Below are 20,788 nucleotides of genomic sequence, written 5' to 3'. Positions count from 1 at the left end.
ACGAGATCATCCATCCGGGTGCTAGCGCGCGGAATGCGGCCCCGCCGTCGCCGTGCGGAGCAGGTCCGTTCCTACGTTGATCATATGATCATCGGATTCTCTTCCCGGGTGGCGGCGTCGGCCGGTGCGCTCTGCGTGGCGGGGCTCCTGACGCTGACGCCCGCGGCAGCGGCCGACCCCGGTGGCGCGGAGCCCACGTCACCGGGCGGGCCGAGGGCCGCGGGCCCGCACCCCTCGCTGCTGTACCGACCCGGTATCCAGGTCCGCCCGCGCCCCGGCGCGGCTCGCCTCCCGGAGGTCTCCGCGCTGTCCTGGCTGGTGGCCGACGCCCGCAGCGGCGAGGTGCTCGCCGCCCACAACGCGCACCGCAGGCTGCCCCCGGCCAGCACCCTGAAGACGCTGTTCGCCCTCACCGTGCTGCCCGGGCTGCCGGCGGGCGTCCGGCACACGGTCCGCGAGCAGGAGCTGCGGGGCATCGGTGCCGGCAGCAGCCTGGTCGGGGTCGCCGAAGGCCGCTCGTACCGGATCGCCGACCTGTGGCGCGGTGTCTTCCTCAACTCGGGCAACGACGCCGTGCACGTCCTGGCCGAGCTCAACGGCGGCTGGCGGTTCACGGCCGAGCGGATGCAGGCCAAGGCCCGCTCCCTCGGCGCCCTCGACACCCATGTGGTGTCGCCCGACGGTTACGACGCACCCGGCCAGGTGTCGTCGGCGTACGACCTGGCGGTGTTCGGCCGGGTGGGGCTGCGCAACCCGGACTTCGCCCGGTACTGCGCCACCGTCGAGGCCGCGTTCCCCGGCGACGGCACGTCGTCGTACCCGATCCTCAACACCAACCGGCTGCTGAGCGGCGCCAGGGGCGTGAAGCCGTACCCCGGGCTGATCGGCATCAAGAACGGCTACACCAGCAAGGCCGGCAACACGCTCGTCGCGGCGGCGCGCAGGGACGGGCGCACCCTGGTCGTGACGGTGATGAACCCTCAGGACGGCGGTGGGTCCACCGTGTACGAGGAGGCACGCTCGCTGCTCGACTGGGGTTTCAGGTCGGCCGGGAAGGTCGAGGCGGTGGGCTCGCTCGGCGCGCCGCCCACGTCCACGCGGCCGACGACGACGCCGCCCGCGGTCGCGGCGGCCGTACCGCAGGAGCACACCTCCGCCTGGACGGAGGCGGGGCTGATCGCGGGTGCCGCCGGTACGGGCGCGGCGGTCGTGGTGCTGGTGCTGCGGCTCCCGGTCCGCAGACCGGACCGGAGCTGACCGGCCGGCAGCCACAGCAGCAGACCCAGAGTGATCCAGGCGTAGGTGTTGCTGCCCACGAACCCGTCGATGCCGGAGGCGTCGTCGAACCACAGCCACACCACGCTGGTGCACAGCACCGCGTACAGGGCGCCCGCGATCCTGGGGCGCCCCGCCCGGAGCAGCACGGCGAAGGACGGGAGCAGCCACACCAGATGGTGCACCCACGTGATCGGACTGACGAGACAGGCGGCGAGGCCGGTCAGGGCGAACGCCGCCGTCCAGTCCCCCGCGGCGACCGCCCGGCGCGTCCGCAGCACCCATACGCCGAGGACCGACAGGACCGCCACCGCCCACACTGTGCGGTCCGTTTCACCGAGCCGGGCCAGGATGCCCTGCACCGACTGGTTCGAGACGTAGTCGAGACGCCCCACGCGGCCGGTGTCCCACAGCGCCTCGGTCCAGTAGAAGCGCGAGGCGTCCGGGTCCACCCACGCCGCCAGGGCCGTGGCCCCGAGGGCGACGGCCGTCGCGACCGCCGCCGCGTGCCACCGCCTGGCCACCAGCAGCAGACCGATGAACAGCGCGGGCGTGAGTTTGACCGCCGCCGCGAGCCCGATGCCGGCACCCGCCAGGCGCCCGCGTCCGGTGGCGAGCAGCGTCGCGTCGGCGAGGACGAGTGCCAGCAGCAGCAGGTTGACCTGACCGAAGCTGAAGGTATCGCGCAGTGGCTCGAAGAGGGCGAGCAGACAGGCGATCAGGGCCCAGCCGAACCATCCGGGGCGCCGTCGGTCCGCCCCAGCGAGCAGGCGCAGCACCACGGCGAGGGCGGCGAGGTTGAGCAGCAGGGCGGCGACGATGGCGGTGCGCAGGTCGAGCAGGGCCATCGGCAGCATGGCGACCGCGGCGAACGGCGGGTAGGTGAAGCCGTACGTCGTCCCGGGCACCCGGTAGTCGTACACCCGGCCGTCGTGATGGACCCAGCTGTCGATGCTGCCGTAGTAGACGCGCAGGTCGAACCAGTCGCGCAACAGCGGCACGGTCGCAGTGAAGACCGTCACCAGGGCGGCGAGGGCCAGCACCAGCAGCAGCCGGCCCCGGTCGGTGCGCGGCAGGGCCGGGGTCATGCCGCGCGTCCCGAGGCCGGGGCGAGTTCGGCCTGGTGAGCCTGCCACAGCACGACGAGGGCGAGTGCCGCGCCACAGACGGCCAGCACGAGTTGCCCCGCGTCCGCCGGGCCGCCGCTGGGCAGGACGGACAGCGCGAGCACGCCGGTCACCGCCGCGGTGCGGTGGCGTACGGAGGTGCTGGGTGCGGCGGCGGCGATGAGGAACAGGCCCCACAGGGCGTACCAGGGGCGGATCGCCGGGCCGAGCGCGGCCACCGCGGCCAGGGACAGGCCGAGCGCGTACACCGGCCGCAGGCGCAGCCGCCGCCAGATCACCACGATCGCGACCACGGCGGTCACGACGCCCAGCGCGTGCCAGGCGGGGACGGCGAAGGGGGCGAGACCGCTGCCGAGATGCGTGAGCAGGGCCCGGGTGGCGCGGCCGAGGAGGGTGGTCAGGGCCCAGTTCTGAGAGGAGGCCGGGGTGTTCAGGGCGCCGATCCAGCCGTATCCGGTGCCGGCCACGGCCGTCGCCGCGACGGTGGTCCCCGCGGCCGCGACGGTGGTCCCCGCGGCGGCCTTCGACGGAGCGCGGCCCGCGCGGACCTGGAGGACGACGACGGCGGCGAGACCGAGCACGGCGGGTGCCTTGACCAGAGCGGCGAGGGTGACCAGGACGGCGCCGAGGACGGGCCACCGGCCGCGTGCGGCCACCAGGCCGACGCCGAGCAGGCCGAGCATGACGGCGTCGTTGTGGGCGCCCGCGACCAGGTGCAGCAGGACGAGCGGGTTGAGGGCGCCCAGCCAGAGCGCGGCGCTCGGGTCGGCGCCGTTGTGCCGGGCGAGGCGGGGCAGCGCGGCCGCCATCAGGGCCACGCCGGCCAAGGCGACGAGCCGCATCCCGAGCAGTCCGGCGGGCAGTTCGCCGCTGGTCAGACCCGACAGGGCCGCCGCCACGGCCAGGAACACCGGCCCGTACGGGGCGCCGGTGTGCCGCCAGAGCGGGGCGACCTCGTCGGCGAGCGGACCGCCGAGCAGGGACGGCCCGTGCGCGTAGACGTCCAGGTGCGCCTCCACCATCGCCCCCTGAGCGAGGTAGCTGTAGACGTCCCGGCTGAACAACGGCGGGGCGAGCAGCAGCGGGGCCGCCCATGCCGCGAGCACGAGCAGCAGGGCGCGCGGCGCGGGTGGTCTCGGCCCTCTGACCAGCCGGCCCAGCAGCACCCAGGCCGCGATCAGCAGGACGACGCCGAAGTACGCGCTGACCAGGCCGAGAGCGGCGCGAGCGGAGGCCGGGTGGAGAAGGTCCCCCACGGGCAGGGCACCGGCCGTCTCACCGCCCAGGGCGAGGCAGGCGGTACCGGCCAGACCGAGCATCTGGCAGCGGCGGAGATCGACGGGGAAAGCCATGGCCAACACTCGGGCAGCGTGTCAACGGCGGATGGCCGAAAGGGGACGCGCCCCTCTCCGGAGGGCGGCCCCGCGGTGACCGGCCGGTGATCGCCGGCCGATGAGTTCCCGCCGGGGCGAGAGTCCTACCGGCATCAGCACACCGACGAACGGACGTGATCCCATGACCGGCACCTCGGCCTACGCGAAGGTCAACGGCCTGGAGATGTACTACGAGCTGCACGGCGCCGTCGGCGGGCAGCGGCCCCTGGTGCTGCTGCACGGCGGGGTCCTCACGATCGGCCTGTCCTTCGGGGCCGTCCTGCCGGCGCTCGCGGCCACGCGCCCGGTCGTGGCTCCCGAGCTGCAGGGCCACGGGCACACGGCCGACATCGAGCGGGAGATGAGCGTGCCGGACCTCGCCTCGGACGTGGTCGCCCTGCTGGACGAGCTGGGCATCGAGCGGGCGGATTTCCTGGGCTTCAGCCTCGGCGGACTGACCGCCCTCGAGGTGGGCGTGCGCCACCCCGAGCGGGTGGGACGGCTGGTCCTCGCCGCCACCCACTACCGGCAGGACGGCTACTACGAGGAGGTCCGGGACCCGGAGTACGCCTCACCGCGGCTGCCGAGCCAGGCCGACTTCCAGGAGATGGCCGACGCCTACGCGGCCGTCGCGCCGGACCCCGGGCACTTCGCGGACTTCATGGCCAAGTGCGGGACGGCGGCGCACGCCCCGCTGCCCTGGACCGCGGACGACCTGCGCGCGCTGGCCGCGCCCACCCTCCTGGTGCTCGGCGACACTGACTTCCTGCGCGTCGAGCACGCCGCCGAGATGCGTGACCTGATCCCCGACGCCCGGCTGGCGGTGCTCCCGGACACCACCCACATGGCGCTCATGCGGCGCACGGAGCTGCTGCTGCCGATGCTGGAGGAGTTCCTCGGCTGAGGGCTCGCGGGCGAGGTGGGGCCACCGGTCAGAACACCGACAGGCCGGTCAGGGTCGTGAACCGGTCGAGCGCGGCCACGCCCGCCACCGAGTTGCCCCGCTCGTCCAGGCCCGGGCTCCACACGCACAGGGTGCAGCGGCCGGGTACGACCGCGATGACGCCGCCGCCCACTCCGCTCTTGCCGGGCAGGCCCACGCGGTAGGCGAAGTCGCCTGCCGCGTCGTAGGTTCCGCAGGTCAGCATGATGGCGTTGATCTGCTTGGCCTGGCTGCGGGTGAGCAGGCGGGTGCCGTCGGCGCGGATGCCGTGCCGGGCGAGGAAGCTCGTGGCGAGGGCCAGGTCGGCGCAGGACGCGGCGATCGAGCACTGCCGGAAGTACTGCTCCAGGAGCGTCGGCACGGGGTTGTCGATGTTGCCGTAGGACGCCATGAAGTGGCCGAGCGCGGCGTTGCGGTCGCCGTGGGCGGTCTCGGACGCGGCGACCTCCTGGTCGAAGGTCAGGTCGGGGTTGCCGCTCTCCGCCCGCAGGAACGCCAGCAGTTCGCCCGACGCGTCGCCGGTGCGGGTGTGCAACCGGTCGGTGACGACCAGAGCGCCCGCGTTGATGAACGGGTTGCGCGGGATGCCGTTCTCGTACTCCAGCTGGACGAGGGAGTTGAAGGGGTTGCCGGAGGGCTCGCGGCCCACGTGCTCCCACAGGACGTCGCCCTCGCGGGCCAGGTCGAGGGCGAGGGTGAACACCTTGGTGAGGGACTGCGCGGAGAACGGCTGCCGCCAGTCCCCCACCCCGTACACGGTGCCGTCCGGCTCGGCGACGGCCATGCCGAAGCTGCGCGGGTCGCAGGCGGCGAGCGCCGGGATGTAGTCGGCGGGCCGGCCGCGGCCGGGGGTCCGCTCGATCTCCTCGGCGATGCGCTCCAGGACCGGCCGGAAGGTCGTCGACGACGTCATGATCGGTATTGTCCCTCCGCCGGTCCCGGTGCGCTCCGGCAGGTCAGGCCGGTGCCGGACCGCTGCCGGCGAGAATCTCGGGGCGCAGCAGGCCGGCGAGTGTCTCGGCGGGGAGCAGGCCCTTCTCCAGGACGAGTTCGGCCACGCCCCGGCCGGTGGCGAGGGCCTCCTTGGCGATGTCGGTGGCGGCCGTGTAGCCGATGTGCGGGTTGAGGGCGGTGACCAGGCCGATGGAGTTCTCCACGCTCGCGCGCAGTGCCTCGGTGTTGGCCGTGATGCCGGACACGCACCGCTCGGCCAGGGTCAGGCAGGCGCTCTGCAGGTGCGTGATCGACTCCGACAGGGAGTGCAGGATGATCGGCTCGAAGGCGTTGAGCTGGAGCTGCCCGGCCTCGGCGGCCATGGTGATGGTGACGTCGTTGCCGATGACCTCGAAGGCGACCTGGTTGACGACCTCGGGTATGACCGGGTTGACCTTGCCGGGCATGATGGACGAACCGGCCTGCACCGGCGGCAGGTTGATCTCGCCGAGGCCGGCGCGCGGGCCGGAGGACAGCAGCCGCAGGTCGTTGCAGCTCTTGGACAGCTTGACCGCGATGCGCTTGAGCACCCCGGACATCTGGACGAAGGCGCCGCAGTCCTGGGTCGCCTCGACCAGGTTGGCGGCCGTCACCAGGGGCAGCCCCGTGATGGCCGCGAGGTGGCGGCGGGCCGCTTCGGCGTATCCGGCGGGGGCGTTGAGTCCGGTGCCGATCGCGGTGGCTCCGAGGTTGATCTCGTGGATCAGCTGGACGGCCTCGGCGAGACGGGCCCGGTCCTCGTCCAGCATGACGGCATAGGCGGAGAACTCCTGTCCCAGCGTCATGGGCACCGCGTCCTGCAACTGCGTACGGCCCATCTTGAGGACCTCGCGGAACTCGACGGCCTTGTGGGCGAACGTGTCCTGCAGGACGGACATCGCGTCGAGCAGCCCGCGCACCGCGAACACCGTCGCGATCTTGACGGCGGTCGGGTAGACGTCGTTGGTGGACTGGCCGAGGTTGACGTCCTCGTTCGGGTGCAGGAACCCGTACTCGCCCTTGGCGTGGCCGAGGAGTTCCAGCGCCCGGTTCGCCACGACCTCGTTGGCGTTCATGTTGGTGGAGGTGCCGGCGCCGCCCTGGACGACGTCCACGACGAACTGGTCGTGCAGCTTGCCGTCGCGGATCTCACGGCAGGCCTCGACGATGGCCGCGGCCTTCTTCGCCTCCAGCAGACCGAGTTCCTCGTTGGCGAGGGCGGCGGCCTCCTTGACGGCGGCCAGGGCGTCGATCAGGTGCGGGTAGGCGGAGATGGGCATGCCCGTGATGGGGAAGTTCTCCGTGGCCCGCAGGGTGTGCACACCCCAGTACGCCTCGGCGGGAACGTCACGGTCACCGAGCAGATCGTGCTCGGAACGGGTGGCGGCGGTCATGACGGTGAGGGTCCTCTTCTCTGAGGTACAGGGTGGGAAGCGCCCCTGAAAGGGGCGCGGGGAACTGCGCGACTCGCCACGGCGGACCCGCAGTCGCCGGCCGCGAGGACCGGCACACGGTCAGGGGCGGACCGAGCCGGCGACCGGCTCCAGCGAGCGAACGGGCCGCACACGCCCGACCTCCCGCCCACCGCCGAGCAGCGGCTCACCCGCGAACTCGGTGAGCATGACCGGGTCGACACCGGCCCGGGCCAGCGCGGCGGCAGCCACCGGCACACGCGCCCGGTTCGCACCGTCGGCGATCTTCACCGCCACGGCCCGGCCGTCGGGCAGCGCGGCGACCTGGACCCCCTCGAAGCCGTCCTTGGTCAGGAGCCCCGGCACGGCCCGCATCAGTGCGGCGACGTCCCGGCCGGAGCCGGAGGCCATCTCCGCGTGTTCGCGCATCGCGTCGGCGACCCGGGCCTCGGGCGTGCCCGGCGCGGCGGTGGTGATCCGGGCGGCGGCCCGGGCCAGGCCGTGCAGGGAGAGGGAGAACAGGGGCGCGCCGCAGCCGTCGACGGTGACGCCGGCGATGCGCTGCCCGGTGAGGTCCTCGACGATCTCGGCGATGGCCTGCTGCAACGGGTGGCCGGGGTCGAGGTAGTCCTCCAGCGGCCAGCCGTTGAGGGTGCAGGTGTAGAGCATGGCCGCGTGCTTGCCGGAGCAGTTCTGGGCGAGCCGTGAGGGCAGCCGGCCCTCTCGCACCCAGGCGTCCCGGACGACCGGGTCGAACGGCAGGTCCGGGACGTTGCGCAGGTGGTCCTCGGTGAGCCCGGCGAGTTCGAGGATGCGCCGGGTGCCGGCGAGGTGGCGTTCCTCGCCGGAGTGGCTGGCGGCCGTCAGCGACAGCAGCTCGCCGTCGAGCGGCAGTCCGGCCCGGGCCATGGCCACGGCCTGCACGGGCTTGATCGCGGAGCGGGGGTAGAAGGCGGCCTCGATGTCTCCGATCTGGAGCCTGACCTCTCCGTCGGCGTCGAGGACGACGACGGAGCCGTAGTGGATGCCTTCGACGATTCCGCCGCGGACGAGGTGGGCGACGGGGGCGTGGAGGGGTTCACGGACAAGGGGTGCGTCCGCGAGAGAACTGCTGAACATCACTGCCTGCTTCTCGGGGAGCGACGCGTTCCTCACGCGTCGGCTCCGGTGGTGGATTTGCGTGCGACACGGCCGCGGATGCCGAACCATCCGACGACCAGGGCCCCGACGATCAGCGGCAGGCACAGCACGGTGGTGCGGCCCGCGCCGCCGTCGGCGTACATGAGGACCAGGACGGAGGCGAGGAACGCCAGCGTCACGACCTCGGTCCAGGGGGAGCCCGGGAGCCGGTAGCCCGGGCGGGTCAGCTCGCCCTTCTGGGTCTTCTGCCAGAAGAGGAGGTGACAGATCATGATCATGCCCCAGGTCGAGAGGATGCCGATCGCGGCGAAGTTCAGCACGATCTCGAACGCCTCGGCGGGCACGACGAAGTTGAGGCCGACGCCCAGCACACAGATGCCGCTGGTGAGCAGGATGCCGCCGTAGGGGACCTGGCTGCGGCTCATCACGGAGGTGAACCTGGGCGCGGACCCGGACATGGCCATGGAGCGCAGGATGCGGCCGGTGGAGTACAGGCCGGAGTTGAGGGAGGACATGGCGGCGGTGAGGACGACGAGGTTCATCACGCCGCCGGCCGCCGGGATGCCGATGTTGGACAGCACCGTCACGAAGGGGCTCTCGCCGGCGGTGTACTTGTTCCACGGCAGCAGCATCGACAGCAGCACGACCGAGCCGACGTAGAAGACGCCGACGCGCCACATGATCGAGTTGATCGCCTTCGGCATGATCTTCTCGGGGTTCTCGGTCTCACCCGCGGCGACACCGACCAGTTCGACTGAGGCGTAGGCGAAGACGACGCCCTGGATGATCAGCAGCATGGGCAGCAGGCCCTGCGGGAAGACGCCGCCGTTGTCGCCGATGAGGGACGGGCCCGGGGTGTGGCCGTCGACGGGGTGCTGGGTGACCAGCAGGAAGATGCCGATGCACATGAAGACGACCAGGGCGCCGACCTTGACGATCGCGAACCAGAACTCCAGCTCGCCGAAGATCTTCACCGAGATCAGGTTCACGGTGAGCACCACGGCCAGCGCGATCAGCGCGATGACCCACTGCGGGATGTCGGAGAACATGCCCCAGTAGTGGGTGTAGGTGGCGACGGCGGTGATGTCGGCGATGCCGGTGGTCGCCCAGTTGAGGAAGTACATCCAGCCGGCGGTGTAGGCGCCCTTCTCCCCCATGAACTCGCGGGCGTAGGAGACGAAGGCGCCCGAGGAGGGCCGGTAGAGCACCAGTTCGCCGAGGGCGCGCACGACGAGGAAGGCGAAGAGGCCGCAGACCGCGTAGGCGATGAAGAGCGACGGGCCGGCGTCGGCGAGACGGCCGCCGGCGCCGAGGAACAGGCCGGTGCCGATGGCTCCGCCGATGGCGATCATGTTGACGTGCCGGGACTTCAGGGACTTGCTGTAGCCCGCGTCTCCGGCATCGACATGGATGGAACGTTTCTGCACATCGTCGTGCAGGGACTGCTCGCTCACGCCTCGGTTCCGCCTTCCGTGGGGGTGTCCGTGCGCGAGGAGCGCACGATGTCGGTGAGGGTGGTTTCGACGCGGTCGAGATGGTGGGCCATGGCCTCCACCGCGTCGGTCTCGCAACCGTCGGTCAGCGCCTCGACGATCGCTCGGTGCTCGCGGTTGGACTGCTCGCGGCGGCCGCCCAGCTCGTTGAGGAAGGCGGACTGGCGGGCCAGCGCGTCCCGGATCTCTTCGATGACCCGGCGGAAGACCGGGTTCTGGGCGGCCTCGGCGACGGCGAGATGGAACAGCGTGTCCATGGCGACCCACGCGGTGGTGTCCGTCTCCCGCTCCATCCGGTCCAGCAGGTGGGCCAGGTGGTCGAGGTTCTCCGGGGTGCGGCGCCGGGCCGCGTACCCGGCGACCGGGATCTCGACGTGGCGGCGCACCTCCAGCAGATCGCTGGCGGAGTAGTCGCCGAAGGTGGGGTCCTCGACAGTACTGGCCACGACGAAGGTGCCCTTGCCGGTCCGGGACACGGTCAGGCCCATGGTCTGCAACGCCCGCAGCGCCTCGCGCAGCACGGGCCGGGAGACCTCGAGGGTGCGGCACAGTTCCGCCTCGGAGGGGAGCTTGTCGCCGATGGCGTACTCGCCCCCCTCGATGGCGCCGCGCAGGTACGCCAGCACCGCTTCCATGGCACTGACGCGGCGCACAGGCTGTCCGGCTGTCCGGCTGTCTGACAGGTTCACGGGAGAGATACTCCGGGCGACGGCTTGTGCTGTCAAGGGTGTGCCGAAGGGGCGCGGGGAACCGTGCGACGGGCCACGAGGGCGCCGCAGACGGACGACGGCGCCTCCCGGCAGAACACTCAGCCGTGCAGCACACCCGCTCCGAGCAGCCCGAACAGCAGCACGCCCACCACGATCCGGTAGATCACGAACGCGTTGAAGGAGTGCTTGGCGACGAACTTCAGCAGCCAGGCGATGGAGGCGTACGCCACGGCGAAGGAGACGAGCGTGCCGACGGCCAGCGGCGCCGCCCCCACCCCGGTGCCCAGGGCGTCCTTGAGTTCGTAGAGGCCGGCGCCGGTCAGCGCGGGGATGCCGAGGAAGAAGGAGAGCCGGGTGGCGGCGACGCGGTCCAGGTCGAGGATCAGTGCGGTGGACATGGTGGCGCCGGAGCGGGAGAAGCCCGGGAAGAGCAGGGCGAGGATCTGGGAGCTGCCGACCAGCATCGCGTCCCTGAAGGAGGTGTCGTCCTCGCCGCGCTTGTGCCGGCCCATCTGGTCCGCCGCCCACATCACGCCGCTGCCGACGATCAGGGAGCCGGCGACCACCCACAGCGAGGCGAGGGGGCCCTCGATGAGCGGCTTGGCGGCGAGTCCGACGGCGACGATCGGGATGGTCGCGCAGATGACCCACCAGGCGAACTTGTAGTCGTGGTGGTACCGCTCCTCGCGGTGGCGCAGACCCCTCCCCCAGGCGGAGACGATCCGCACGATGTCCTTGAAGAAGTACACGAGCACCGCGGCGATGGCGCCGACCTGGATGACGGCCGAGAACCCGACCACGGCGTCGTCGTCGACGGGGATGTCCATGAGGCCCTCGACGATCTTCAGATGGCCGGTGGAGGAGACGGGCAGGAACTCGGTCACCCCCTCGACGGCTCCGAGGACGACGGCCTGACCGACGCTGATGACGCTCATGGGATCCAGTTCTGCTCGGGGGCGGGAGCGGAGGGGACCGTCTTACTACACCCGGACGAGAACGGAGCTCATGGACGCGCCTCACATACGCGCCAGCGCAGCCCCCGCGAAGGCCGCGGCAAGGCCGACCGCCACGGTGACGCCGACGTTGAGGGCGGCCTGGAGACGCGCCCCGGTCTCCGCCAGCCGCAGCGTCTCGTAGGAGAACGTCGAGTAGGTCGTCAGGGCACCGCACAGACCGGTGCCGAGCAGCAGCTGGACATGGGTGGCGGCTCCGGCGAGCAGGCCGAGGATCAGGGAGCCGGTGACGTTGACCGTGAAAGTGCCCCAGGGGAAGACCGAGTCATGGCGGGCCTGGACCGCCCGGTCGGTGAGGTAGCGCAGCGGGGCACCCACCATCGCGCCGCAGACGACCAGCAGCCAGTTCACAACGGGTTCTTACCCTTCGCGTCCGTTGTGCCGGGATCGTCCCCGCGTCCGGCGTAGCGGATCACCTCGCAGTCGTCGAGGGTCACGAGCCCCTCGGTGACGATGTCGTCGAGTTGCGGAAGGAAGGCGCGCACGCGTGGCTCGGTGTCGACGATCACCACGGCGACCGGCAGGTCCTCGCTGAGGGAGAGCAACCGCGAGGTGTGGATCAGGGAGGAGGCGCCGAAGCCCTCGATGCCGCGGAAGACGCTGGCGCCCGCGAGGCCCGCCGCGTGGGCGCGGTGGACGATCTCCGAGTAGAGGGGCTTGTGGTGCCAGGTGTCGCGCTCGCCGACGAAAACGGTCAGGCGCAGGGCCCTGCCGGTCAGCCTCGTCATCGTCGCCTTCCTTTCAGCACGCGGCGGGTCGTCCCGGCCGCGAGCCACACCGCCGTGAGGGCCGCGAGCGGGGTCGCGGCGAGGTAGGCCAGCCCGGTGCCGGGACGGCCGCCGTCGATGAGTTTGTGGATGTCGACGGCGTACGTCGAGAAGGTGGTGAAGCCGCCGAGGACGCCGGTGCCGAAGAAGGGGCGGACCAGGGGGTGGGCGGTCCGGATCTCGGTGATGACCACCATGAACACGCCGATCACGGCACAGCCGGCGATGTTGACCCAGAGGGTCGTCCAGGGGAAGCCGCCCGGGGGCGTGGGCCACCCGAGGGAGGCGGCGTACCGGGCGGTCGCGCCCACTCCCCCGCCGAGCGAGACGACCACGACGACGGGCGCCTGGGCACGCCAGGGGGACGGGTGGGGAGTGGTCGCCGGAACGCGGAGGCCTTCGGGGACTGTCATGGGGTGGTCCGTCTCCTACTCGCCGGGGCCCGGAGTCGTACGGGCACGCGCCGTCGCAAGTAGGGACCGTTGGCGGCGTCCTTGCCGCGGTTCGGGTACGGCGGGCCCCACCGCCGCGCCGCGACGGGTCGCGGCCGGAGTTCAGGTTAACCCCGGGGGCGGGGCGGGGTCACTCCGAGGCGGGCGGTGCAGGTCACTTCGGGGCGGGTGGCTCGCAGACCGCCACCCCCCGTTCCCAGACGCTGCCGAGGACCAGGTGCCCGCCCGCTTCGCAGACGCTGGTGGGCATGCGGTAGCCGGAGTGGCGGCGGGCGAGGTGGTGCACGACGCGGCCCTCGTCGTCGAAGGCCTGGAGGGCGATCGCGCCGGTGGGGCGGAACGGGGCGCGCACGGCGATGCGTGCGGCGGCGGCCCGGACACCGGGCGCGCCGCGGTGGAGCAGGTCGAGGGGCGGGACACGGGGCCCGGCGAGCGCGACCCAGATGGGCCCGTCGGGCGCACCGCGCCAGAGGTTGTCGGGCATGCCCGGGAGGTTCTCGGCGAACGGTTCGCTCCGCCCGGCCCGAGGACCGGTGAGCCAGTGGCGCAGGAGCCGGCAGGCGCCGGTCTCGGCGACGACGAGGAAGGACTCGTCCGCACCGACGGCGACCCCGTTGGCGAACTGCAGGCCGTCCAGCACCACCTCGGGCGCGTCGGCGCCGGGCGCGAGCCGCAGCAGCCGCCCCGTCCCGGTGTGTTCGACGATGTCGCCGATCCAGTGCTCCAGGGGGTACCGACGGCTGGAGACGGTGAAGTAGACGCTCCCGTCGGAGAGGGACACGACGTTGCTGCAGAACCGCAGCGGCTCTCCCGCCACCGAGTCGGCGAGGATCCGGACCGTGCCGTCGCCGGTGCCGACCCGCAGCAGGCCGCGTTCGGCGTCGCACACCAACAGGTCGCCGTCGGGGAGGAGTTCGAGCCCGAGCGGCCTGCCACCGGTCTCGGCGAGCACTTCGACGCGGGCCGCGACCGGGTCGGCGAGGGCGTCGAGGCGCAGGATGCGGCCGTCCGCGACGCCGGTGAGGACGGCCGCGCGGGTCGGCGACCACGTCCTCGGGGCCGGGGCCCACCGCGATGTAGTGGCGGGGGACGAGTGCCGTGGGACGGTCCATAGCGCGCGTGTCCTTCGTCGTCGGGGCGATTCCGCGGTGCCGGGTCGCCTACCAGCCCTTCTCAAACATCCGGGCGACCTCGGCGATCCGCATGTCGTCGCGGTGGTAGCGCACACGGCCCGCGGACCTGCTGGTGCGCAGCATGCCGGTGGCCTCCAGCAGCCGGAGATGGGTGACGGCGACCGGGCGCGGTATCGAGAACCGCTCGGCGACGGCGTCCGCGGTGACACCGTCCGCCGCGGGACCGGGTTCCTTCAGCCATGCCAGGATGCGCAGCCGCGTCTCGTCCGTGGGAGTCCTCAGCATGTCGTGCCCCTGCCTCGCGGCTTCGCCCTCTCACCGAGCCTTCCCACTGTCTCGCAGTCGACGCCGCCCTGTCCGGCACTCGGCATCGTTGACCGATACCGAACTACCGTATCGAGGGGCGGAATTCGGATACGCGGGTTAAGGAGGGGAGGGGGCCCGGCGGTCAGGCCCTTCCCCCGGGCTCAGCGGTGCCGGAACCAGGACGCCGACGAGAGCGCCCCGTCGTCGTAGCCGAACAGCGCCTGGTCTCCCGGGCGTTGCCGGATGCAGCCTCGGCGTGGTTCACGCCGTCGGACGTGAGGATGGCCCGGGGGTCGCCGACATGGCTCGCGGTGCTGCCGCTCGTCGCCCTCTTCCTGGTCATCCACCGGTTCTGGAGTCCGGACCTGCTCTCCGGAGCCGTAAAGTCTTGACCATGAACGCTGCCGGAGGCAGGCGCAGGCCGCCCACGATCCATGACGTGGCGCGCGAGGCGGGGGTCTCGCGCGGCACCGTCTCACGTGTCCTCAACGGCGGCCACTACGTCAGCCCGGCCGCCCAGGAGGCGGTCAACGCGGCCATTCGCAGAACGGGTTACGTCGTCAACCGGCACGCCCGCTCCCTGATCACCGGGCGGTCCGACTCGATCGGCTTCCTGCTCACCGAGCCACAGGAGCGGTTCTTCGAGGACCCCAACTTCAACGTCCTGCTGCGCGGCTGCACCCAGGCGCTCGCCGCGCACGACATCCCGCTGCTGCTGATGCTGGCGGGCACCGAGGACGAACGGCGGCGCCTCACGCGGTACATCACCGCCGGTCACGTCGACGGGGTGCTGCTGGTCTCCAGCCACTCCGGCGACCCCGTCGCGAAGCGGCTGCGCGAGGCGGGGGTGCCGCTGGTCGCGTGCGGGAAGCCGATCGGGCCTGCCTCCAAGGTGAGTTACGTGGCCGCCGACGACCGCGACGGGGCCCGCGACATGGTGCGCCACCTGCTGTCGCTCGGCCGGCGCAGGGTGGGCACGGTGACCGGGCCGCTGACCACACCCGGCGGTGTCGAGCGCCTCGCCGGCTACAAGGAGGTGCTGGCGGAGGCGGGCCTGGAGTTCGACGAGCGGCTGGTCGTCTCCGGTGACTACGGCAGGGCGAGCGGCGAGGCGGGCGCCGAGCGGCTGCTGGCGCAGGCCCCGGACATCGACGCGATGTTCGTGGCCTCCGACCTCATGGCACAGGGTGCGCTCACGGCATTGCGGCGGGCCGGGCGGCGGGTGCCGCAGGACGTGGCGCTCGGCGGCTTCGACGATTCGCCGGCCGCCGTGGCCTCCAGTCCCGGTCTGACGACCATCCGGCAGCCCTGGGACCGCATCAGCAACGAGATGGTGCGGGTGCTGCTCGCACAGATCGGGGGCGAGGATCCGGCGGCGGTGATCCTGCCGACGGAGCTGGTGAAGCGGGAGTCGGCCTGAGGTTCGCGGCGCCCTGCCGGAAGCGTTTGCGGTCCGGCGTGGCGGCAGGGGGTCGAGGGTTCCACACCCGGGCGACGAGCCCGTACTGCATGCACGGTCATTGAACCCCGCGCCGGTGTTACCGTTCCCATATGGCGGCGAAAACGGCTGGTGGGCAGCTCGAGGACCGGTGGCGCGACATCCTGTCGGCGCACGCGCGCACGATGTGCGAGATCGACCGGGCGCTGCATCCGCACGGTCTCGGCGCGTCCGACTTCGAGGTCCTGGACATGCTCGCGACCGCGGCGCCCGAGGAGGGCGAGCAGTGCCGGGTGCAGAACCTCGTCGGGCGGGTCCATCTCAGCCAGAGCGCGCTGTCCCGGCTGATCGCCCGGCTGGAGAAGGACGGTCTGGTGACGCGGTCCGTGTGCATGGAGGACCGGCGGGGCGTGTGGGTCGCCCTGACCGCCAAGGGCCGTGACCTGCACGCCGAGGCGCTGCCCCTGCAGCGGGCCGCGCTGGCCCGGACGCTGGGCGCATAGGCCCCGCGCGTCAGACCCCTGCCGGAGTGTCCTGCCGCAGCAGGTCCCGTACGGCATCGAAGGCGGCCGCGACGGTCGCCGGGTCCGCCCCGGAACGGGCGAGCGCACTCATCGGTATGGGTGTGACCGGCGGCAGCGCCGCGCAGGCGGTGAGCCCGTCGGGGGCGGAACCGACCGCGGCGAGCAGGGCCACGCCCTCACCGGTGCGGGCGATGTCGAGGACGCCCGCGAGATACCCCGCGTCCCCGGCCACCTGGGCGGGCACGCGACAACGTGCTGGAGAGCCCGGCGCGGCGGGGCGCGGCGGCCGATCTGATCGCCCGGATCACCAAGGCGTACGCCTACGTCCGCGTCGGCCGCGAGGAAGGCTTCGAGAAGATCACCGCCGCCACCCACCAGCCCCTGACCCAGGCGAGGAAGGATCTCGTCGACCCCCAGAAGCAGCGCCCGACGCGTGCCCGGCCGGTCGGCGACGAGCCATCACCTCCCATCAGAAGGTCGGCGACGCCTTCAACCGAACTCGCAGCACTGAAGGAGCACCTGGACGTGAAGTCCTTCTGGACCACCGCCCTCGACGCCGACCTGAAGAAGGCCCTGTGACCGAGCGCATCGCCGAACTGGCGGCCGAGCACGATCGAGGACATCGCCGTGCCTCGTTCCCGGCTGGCCGAGGCGGTCCGGGAGATCTCGGCGCGCCACGACGTGCCGGTGTTCACCATCGCTCACGCCGCGGACGGCAATCCGCATCCGATCATCGTCGTCGACCCCGCCCTCGGCGGGCTGCCGGACGCGGTGTGGGAAGCGGCGGGCGCGATCTTCGCCCTGGCGCTGCGGCTGGGCGGCACGCTGACCGGGGAGCACGGCGTGGGTGTGCTCAAGCGGCAGTGGGTCGCCGAAGAACTGGGGCCGGCGGCCCACGCGGTGCAGCGGCGGATCAAGGAGGATCTCGACCCCCGGGGCATTCTGAACCCCGGCAAGGCGCTCTGACCTGCCGCGACCGCGTGGGCGCCGGCGCGAGTGCTGCTAGCGGACCAGCAGGGTGCGGACTCCCTCCGAGGTCAGCGTCAGCCGGTGCTCCGAGCTGCCGTCGATGGTGAGCGACAGGTCGTCGGCCGGCCACTGGGCGGCGAGGGCGCCGAGCGGCACCATGCGGTAGCGCGAGACGAACGGCAGCAGTCCGGCCATCTCCACCTCGGAGGTGAACACGGGCACCACCGGTTCGCCGCCGGGCTGCTCCAGCACGGGCAGCGCCACCGTCGAGGGGTTGGCGTTGTCGGCGTCGCCCGCGTCGTCGGGCACGGGGATGAGCACGTCGCTGTTGGCGAGCGCGTCCAGAGCCGCCGTGTCCTCGGTGTTCTCGGCGAGGACGTCCAGTGCCCGCTGGGCGGGCGTGGGCGTGGGGTCGTTTGCGGGTGTCTCCATGGCACATTCCCTGGTAGCGGCGGTCGTGCGGCCTGCCCGGGGCAAGATCCGCCCCGGGTACGGTCCTGCTCGCGTACCCGAACGGCAACGGGGCAATCCTGGTGGATCTTCGGGGTTCGTGGGAGCGCGGGGGAGATCTCGTGGTGGGATACCGGCGAAGCCGGACCTGCTGGGGGATGTTGACGGGCCAGATGTTACCGGTAACATCTGGCGTCTGATCCAGACGTACGCGCCTGTGCCCTGCGCCCCGCCACTCGGTGGCCCGTCCCTCGGAGTCCGCGTGATCGAAGAGCGCGTCGCCCGTCCCTCCTCCGCACCGCCCGGCCCGCTCTTCAGCAGGGCCGCCGTCCTGGCCTCGTGTGCCGGCTTCGTCCTCATCGGGGCGCTGCAGGCGCTGTACGGGCCGGCGATTCCCGCTCTGCGTGCGGAGTTCGGGCTGTCGCCGTCCGCCGCGGGGCTCGGGCTCAGTGCGCACTTCGTCGGTGGTGTCGCCGGTGTGCTGCTGTTCGACCGGCTCTACGGGCGGATCGGAAACCGGCGGCTCCTCGGCAGTTCGTACCTTCTGATGGCCGTCGGCGCGGCAAGCTTCGCGCTGGCGCCCGACTGGCCGACCGCGCTGGCTGCGGCCCTGCTCGCCGGGCTCGGCTTCGGCGGCATCGACTACGGCCTCAACCAGCTGTTCGCCGTGGGCTTCGGCCACCGCTCGACCGCGATGCTGAACATCCTCAACGCGCACTTCGGCATCGGCGCCATCCTCGGGCCCGCCGTGATCGGCGCGGTCGGCTCCGAGCACTACCCGGCCGTCTTCCTCGTCTTCGCCCTCGCCAATCTGCCGTTGCTGCTGTGCCTGAGGGGCGTGCGGAACCAGGTGCCCGCCATGGCCGGAGAACGGGCCGTCGGCGGAGCCGTTCTGGGACGGAGCCTCGGCTCCGTGCTCGCCGTCTTCGTCGTCCTCTATGTGCTGCACGTCGGCATCGAGGCCGGTGTGGGCGGCTGGGAGCCCACGCACCTGGAGACCGTCGGCTACGGCGCGGGGGCCGCCGCCACCGCCACCTCCGTGTACTGGCTCATGATGACCGTCGGCCGCTTCCTGGCCGCTCCGCTGGCGTTGCGCTTCTCCGCCCAGGCCATCATCACCGTCTCCTGCGCGGGGATGACGGTGTGTCTGCTGGCCGCGACCGTCCCGGCATTGGCGCCCTACGCGTACGCCGGTGTCGGTCTGTTCATCGCTCCGATCTTCCCCACCGGTCTGCCGTGGCTGAACCGGGCCGCCCCGCGGGCCCGGCGGGCCGGTGCGCTGGTCATCGCGGCTTCCATGGCCGGGGGCGTCGCCGCGGGGCCGGCTCTGGGCAAGGCCATCGAGTGGTCCGGGGTCCGCGCCGTGCCGCTCCTGCTCTGCGGCGTGTCGGCGCTCTGCTTGTCCGCCACGCTCTGGCTGATCCGCGCCACCCGCTCCCGCTGACCGCACTCCCCCTCCCGAAGGGAAGCTTCCGCATGCCCACCCTGACGACGACGTCCGACGGATTCCTGCTGCACGGTGAGCCGTTCCGGATCATCTCCGGCGCGCTGCACTACTTCCGCGTCCACCCCCAGCTGTGGTCCGACCGGCTGCGCAAGGCGCGGCTGATGGGGCTCAACACGGTGGAGACGTACATCCCGTGGAACCACCACCAGCCCGGCCCCGAGGGCCCTCTCGTCCTCGACGGCTTCCTCGACCTGCCCCGGTTCCTCCGGCTCGCGCAGGAGGAGGGGCTGCGGGTGCTGCTGCGTCCGGGTCCGTTCATCTGCGCCGAGTGGGACGGCGGCGGCCTGCCCGACTGGCTGACCTCCGATCCGGACATCCGGCTGCGCACCAGCGATCCCCGCTTCACCGGGGCCGTCGACCGCTACCTCGACCTGCTGCTGCCCGCGCTCCGCCCGCACCTGGCGGCGGCGGGCGGTCCCGTCATCGCCGTACAGGTGGAGAACGAGTACGGGGCCTACGGCGACGACGGCGCCTATCTGAAGCACCTCGCCGACGCCTTCCGCTCCCGTGGCGTCGAGGAGCTGCTGTTCACCTGCGACCAGGCCGACCCCGAGCACCTGGCCGCGGGAAGCCTGCCGGGGGTGCTGACCGCCAGTACCTTCGGCAGCCGCGTCGAGCGGTCCCTGGCCCGGCTGCGCGAGCACCGGCCCGAAGGCCCGCTGTTCTGCGCCGAGTTCTGGATCGGCTGGTTCGACCACTGGGGCGGCCCCCACCACGTGCGGGACGCGGCCGACGCCGCCGCGGACCTGGACCGGCTGCTGTCCGCCGGGGCGTCGGTGAACATCTACATGTTCCACGGCGGCACCAACTTCGGCTTCGCCAACGGCGCCAACCACAAGCACGCCTACACGCCCACCATCACGTCCTACGACTACGACGCCGCGCTCACCGAGTGCGGTGACCCGGGCCCGAAGTACCACGCCTTCCGCGAGGTCATCGCCCGCCACGCCGGCGTGCCCGACGAGCCCGCCCCGGCCCCGAGTGCCAAACTCCCGCCCACCTCGGTCGAGTTGAACAGCCGGGCACCTCTCCTGCCCCTCGCCGGCTCACTCGCGGCAGCGGTGCGCGCCGACGCGCCCGTGACCATGGACGAGCTCGGGCAGCGCACCGGCTACGCGCTCTACCGCACCACCCTCCCGGTCGGTGGCGACGGCCTGCTGCACTTCGCCCGCGGGGTCGGCGACCGCGCCCAGGTCTTCGTCGACGGCGCGCCCGTCGGCGTGCTGGAGAGCGAACGTCACGACGAGTCGCTGCCCGTGCGGGTGCCGCGCCCCGGGGCGACGCTGGAGGTGCTCGTCGAGAACATGGGCGGCGTCAACTACGGCCCCCGGATCGGCGCACCCAAGGGTCTGCTCGGCCCCGTCTCCCTCAACGGCACGGACCTGACGGGCTGGGACTGCCGTCCGCTGCCGCTGGACGGCCTGGACGCGGTGCCGTTCGCCCCGGCCGGGCAGGCGCCGGTCACCGTCCCGGCCTTCCACCGCGGCACGTTCGCCGTCGACACCCCCGCCGACGCCTTCCTCTCCCTGCCCGGCTGGTCGAAGGGCCAGGCCTGGGTCAACGGCTTCCACCTGGGCCGCTACTGGAACCGCGGCCCGCAGCGCACGCTGTACGTGCCGGCCCCGGTTCTGCGCCCGGGCACCAACGAACTCGTCCTGCTGGAGCTGCACGGCACCACGGCCACCCGCGCCCTGCTCACCGACACCCCCGACCTCGGCCCGGAGAACACCTGGTGAGGCACACTGTGCGTTCCCTCGCCGGCCGCCGGGCGGTTCGGCCCGGCC

The 20,788-nt window shown here is 72.3% G+C and carries 21 protein-coding genes and 2 pseudogenes; 8 read left to right on the top strand and 15 right to left on the bottom strand.

Translation table 11 applies throughout. From position 1 onward, the window contains the following. Positions 1–33 precede the first annotated feature (33 nt). A pseudogene (locus tag FDO69_RS25680) lies at positions 34–921 on the top strand (D-alanyl-D-alanine carboxypeptidase family protein); the annotation flags it as partial. A gap of 59 nt (positions 922–980) precedes the next feature. Here FDO69_RS25680 and FDO69_RS25675 read toward each other — a convergent pair. Further along, on the bottom strand, positions 981–2,363 hold the full coding sequence (locus FDO69_RS25675; protein WP_104782214.1) for a glycosyltransferase 87 family protein: 1,383 nt from the start codon (positions 2,361–2,363) through the stop codon (positions 981–983). Continuing rightward, positions 2,360–3,754, bottom strand: a complete 1,395-nt coding sequence (mptB, locus tag FDO69_RS25670; RefSeq protein ID WP_104782213.1) for a polyprenol phosphomannose-dependent alpha 1,6 mannosyltransferase MptB — start codon at positions 3,752–3,754, stop codon at positions 2,360–2,362. Before mptB ends, FDO69_RS25675 begins: the two co-directional genes overlap by 4 nt. 163 nt (positions 3,755–3,917) lie before the next feature. On the opposite strand from mptB, the gene FDO69_RS25665 reads away from it, so the two are divergent. Beyond that, positions 3,918–4,679, top strand: a complete 762-nt coding sequence (locus FDO69_RS25665) for an alpha/beta fold hydrolase (protein ID WP_104782212.1) — start codon at positions 3,918–3,920, stop codon at positions 4,677–4,679. A 28-nt stretch (positions 4,680–4,707) separates the two neighbouring features. Here the strand turns inward: FDO69_RS25665 and FDO69_RS25660 are convergent, their stop codons facing one another. From FDO69_RS25660 to FDO69_RS25610, 11 genes and pseudogenes are all read right to left on the bottom strand, one after another. Next, positions 4,708–5,631 (bottom strand): glutaminase, encoded by a 924-nt coding sequence (locus tag FDO69_RS25660; protein ID WP_104782211.1) that lies wholly within the window; start codon positions 5,629–5,631, stop codon positions 4,708–4,710. Positions 5,632–5,674: 43 nt separating this feature from the next. After that, entirely contained in the window at positions 5,675–7,084 is a 1,410-nt protein-coding gene (gene aspA / locus FDO69_RS25655) for an aspartate ammonia-lyase (RefSeq protein ID WP_104782210.1), read from the bottom strand. A gap of 120 nt (positions 7,085–7,204) precedes the next feature. Next, positions 7,205–8,221, bottom strand: coding sequence for an asparaginase (locus tag FDO69_RS25650; protein ID WP_104782209.1), 1,017 nt, complete (start codon positions 8,219–8,221; stop codon positions 7,205–7,207). A gap of 32 nt (positions 8,222–8,253) precedes the next feature. Beyond that, positions 8,254–9,696 carry an amino acid permease gene (locus FDO69_RS25645; RefSeq protein ID WP_104782208.1) on the bottom strand — a complete coding sequence of 481 codons (1,443 nt, stop codon included), beginning with the start codon at positions 9,694–9,696 and terminating at the stop codon, positions 8,254–8,256. Continuing rightward, positions 9,693–10,370, bottom strand: coding sequence for a FadR/GntR family transcriptional regulator (locus FDO69_RS25640; protein ID WP_104782207.1), 678 nt, complete (start codon positions 10,368–10,370; stop codon positions 9,693–9,695). The genes FDO69_RS25645 and FDO69_RS25640 overlap by 4 nt, the downstream gene beginning before the upstream one ends. A 173-nt stretch (positions 10,371–10,543) precedes the next feature. Continuing rightward, the gene (locus FDO69_RS25635) at positions 10,544–11,380 is read right to left on the bottom strand and encodes an undecaprenyl-diphosphate phosphatase (protein WP_104782206.1); all 837 of its coding nucleotides are present in this window, start codon (positions 11,378–11,380) and stop codon (positions 10,544–10,546) included. Between the two features lie 81 nt (positions 11,381–11,461). Continuing rightward, the gene (gene crcB, locus FDO69_RS25630) at positions 11,462–11,809 is read right to left on the bottom strand and encodes a fluoride efflux transporter CrcB (protein ID WP_104782205.1); all 348 of its coding nucleotides are present in this window, start codon (positions 11,807–11,809) and stop codon (positions 11,462–11,464) included. Continuing rightward, positions 11,806–12,186, bottom strand: coding sequence for a DUF190 domain-containing protein (locus FDO69_RS25625; protein WP_104782204.1), 381 nt, complete (start codon positions 12,184–12,186; stop codon positions 11,806–11,808). Before FDO69_RS25625 ends, crcB (FDO69_RS25630) begins: the two co-directional genes overlap by 4 nt. Next, on the bottom strand, positions 12,183–12,638 hold the full coding sequence (crcB, locus tag FDO69_RS25620) for a fluoride efflux transporter CrcB (protein ID WP_104782203.1): 456 nt from the start codon (positions 12,636–12,638) through the stop codon (positions 12,183–12,185). The genes FDO69_RS25625 and crcB (FDO69_RS25620) overlap by 4 nt, the downstream gene beginning before the upstream one ends. Before the next feature lie 193 nt (positions 12,639–12,831). Beyond that, a pseudogene (locus FDO69_RS25615) lies at positions 12,832–13,789 on the bottom strand (SMP-30/gluconolactonase/LRE family protein). A 48-nt stretch (positions 13,790–13,837) separates the two neighbouring features. Further along, positions 13,838–14,095: an ArsR/SmtB family transcription factor gene (locus FDO69_RS25610; RefSeq protein WP_104782202.1), complete on the bottom strand. Its 258-nt coding sequence runs from the start codon at positions 14,093–14,095 to the stop codon at positions 13,838–13,840. Positions 14,096–14,504: 409 nt separating this feature from the next. Between FDO69_RS25610 and FDO69_RS25605 the strand changes: the two genes are divergently transcribed. Both FDO69_RS25605 and FDO69_RS25600 read left to right on the top strand, forming a co-directional pair. Beyond that, positions 14,505–15,536, top strand: a complete 1,032-nt coding sequence (locus FDO69_RS25605; RefSeq protein ID WP_104782201.1) for a LacI family DNA-binding transcriptional regulator — start codon at positions 14,505–14,507, stop codon at positions 15,534–15,536. A 131-nt stretch (positions 15,537–15,667) separates the two neighbouring features. Then, entirely contained in the window at positions 15,668–16,057 is a 390-nt protein-coding gene (locus FDO69_RS25600) for a MarR family winged helix-turn-helix transcriptional regulator (protein WP_104782200.1), read from the top strand. A gap of 10 nt (positions 16,058–16,067) precedes the next feature. On the opposite strand, the gene FDO69_RS25595 is transcribed toward FDO69_RS25600, so the two are convergent. After that, on the bottom strand, positions 16,068–16,322 hold the full coding sequence (locus FDO69_RS25595) for a hypothetical protein (protein ID WP_234388096.1): 255 nt from the start codon (positions 16,320–16,322) through the stop codon (positions 16,068–16,070). Positions 16,323–16,330: 8 nt separating this feature from the next. On the opposite strand from FDO69_RS25595, the gene FDO69_RS25590 reads away from it, so the two are divergent. Continuing rightward, positions 16,331–16,657, top strand: coding sequence for a type 2 periplasmic-binding domain-containing protein (locus FDO69_RS25590; protein ID WP_199838312.1), 327 nt, complete (start codon positions 16,331–16,333; stop codon positions 16,655–16,657). A gap of 33 nt (positions 16,658–16,690) precedes the next feature. Then, positions 16,691–17,044 (top strand): FAD-linked oxidase C-terminal domain-containing protein, encoded by a 354-nt coding sequence (locus FDO69_RS25585; protein WP_324827395.1) that lies wholly within the window; start codon positions 16,691–16,693, stop codon positions 17,042–17,044. A gap of 36 nt (positions 17,045–17,080) precedes the next feature. Here FDO69_RS25585 and FDO69_RS25580 read toward each other — a convergent pair whose 3' ends face one another. Next, complete coding sequence (locus FDO69_RS25580) at positions 17,081–17,479, bottom strand: SseB family protein (protein ID WP_104782199.1); 399 nt, start codon at positions 17,477–17,479, stop codon at positions 17,081–17,083. 280 nt (positions 17,480–17,759) lie between these two features. On the opposite strand from FDO69_RS25580, the gene FDO69_RS25575 reads away from it, so the two are divergent. Further along, a complete protein-coding gene (locus FDO69_RS25575; protein WP_234388094.1) occupies positions 17,760–18,941 on the top strand; it encodes an MFS transporter in 1,182 nt (393 codons plus the stop codon). 32 nt (positions 18,942–18,973) lie between these two features. Next, entirely contained in the window at positions 18,974–20,740 is a 1,767-nt protein-coding gene (locus FDO69_RS25570; protein ID WP_104782198.1) for a glycoside hydrolase family 35 protein, read from the top strand. Positions 20,741–20,788 lie beyond the last annotated feature (48 nt).

The organism is Streptomyces tibetensis (assembly GCF_007655005.1).
Lineage (GTDB): Bacteria > Actinomycetota > Actinomycetes > Streptomycetales > Streptomycetaceae > Streptomyces > Streptomyces tibetensis.
Note: the sequence above shows the minus strand (reverse complement) of the source record. Positions and strands in the feature narration are given on the sequence as shown.

Coding starts and splice junctions, on each gene's coding strand:
- FDO69_RS25635 (WP_104782206.1), bottom strand. CDS start 11,380: ATGAGCGTCATCAGCGTCGGTCAGGCCGTCGTCCTCGGAGCCGTCGAG.
- aspA (WP_104782210.1), bottom strand. CDS start 7,084: ATGACCGCCGCCACCCGTTCCGAGCACGATCTGCTCGGTGACCGTGAC.
- FDO69_RS25675 (WP_104782214.1), bottom strand. CDS start 2,363: ATGACCCCGGCCCTGCCGCGCACCGACCGGGGCCGGCTGCTGCTGGTG.
- FDO69_RS25625 (WP_104782204.1), bottom strand. CDS start 12,186: ATGACGAGGCTGACCGGCAGGGCCCTGCGCCTGACCGTTTTCGTCGGC.
- FDO69_RS25600 (WP_104782200.1), top strand. CDS start 15,668: ATGGCGGCGAAAACGGCTGGTGGGCAGCTCGAGGACCGGTGGCGCGAC.
- FDO69_RS25665 (WP_104782212.1), top strand. CDS start 3,918: ATGACCGGCACCTCGGCCTACGCGAAGGTCAACGGCCTGGAGATGTAC.
- FDO69_RS25660 (WP_104782211.1), bottom strand. CDS start 5,631: ATGACGTCGTCGACGACCTTCCGGCCGGTCCTGGAGCGCATCGCCGAG.
- FDO69_RS25570 (WP_104782198.1), top strand. CDS start 18,974: ATGCCCACCCTGACGACGACGTCCGACGGATTCCTGCTGCACGGTGAG.
- mptB (WP_104782213.1), bottom strand. CDS start 3,754: ATGGCTTTCCCCGTCGATCTCCGCCGCTGCCAGATGCTCGGTCTGGCC.
- FDO69_RS25650 (WP_104782209.1), bottom strand. CDS start 8,221: ATGTTCAGCAGTTCTCTCGCGGACGCACCCCTTGTCCGTGAACCCCTC.
- crcB (WP_104782203.1), bottom strand. CDS start 12,638: ATGACAGTCCCCGAAGGCCTCCGCGTTCCGGCGACCACTCCCCACCCG.
- FDO69_RS25580 (WP_104782199.1), bottom strand. CDS start 17,479: ATGGAGACACCCGCAAACGACCCCACGCCCACGCCCGCCCAGCGGGCA.
- FDO69_RS25640 (WP_104782207.1), bottom strand. CDS start 10,370: ATGGAAGCGGTGCTGGCGTACCTGCGCGGCGCCATCGAGGGGGGCGAG.
- FDO69_RS25610 (WP_104782202.1), bottom strand. CDS start 14,095: ATGCTGAGGACTCCCACGGACGAGACGCGGCTGCGCATCCTGGCATGG.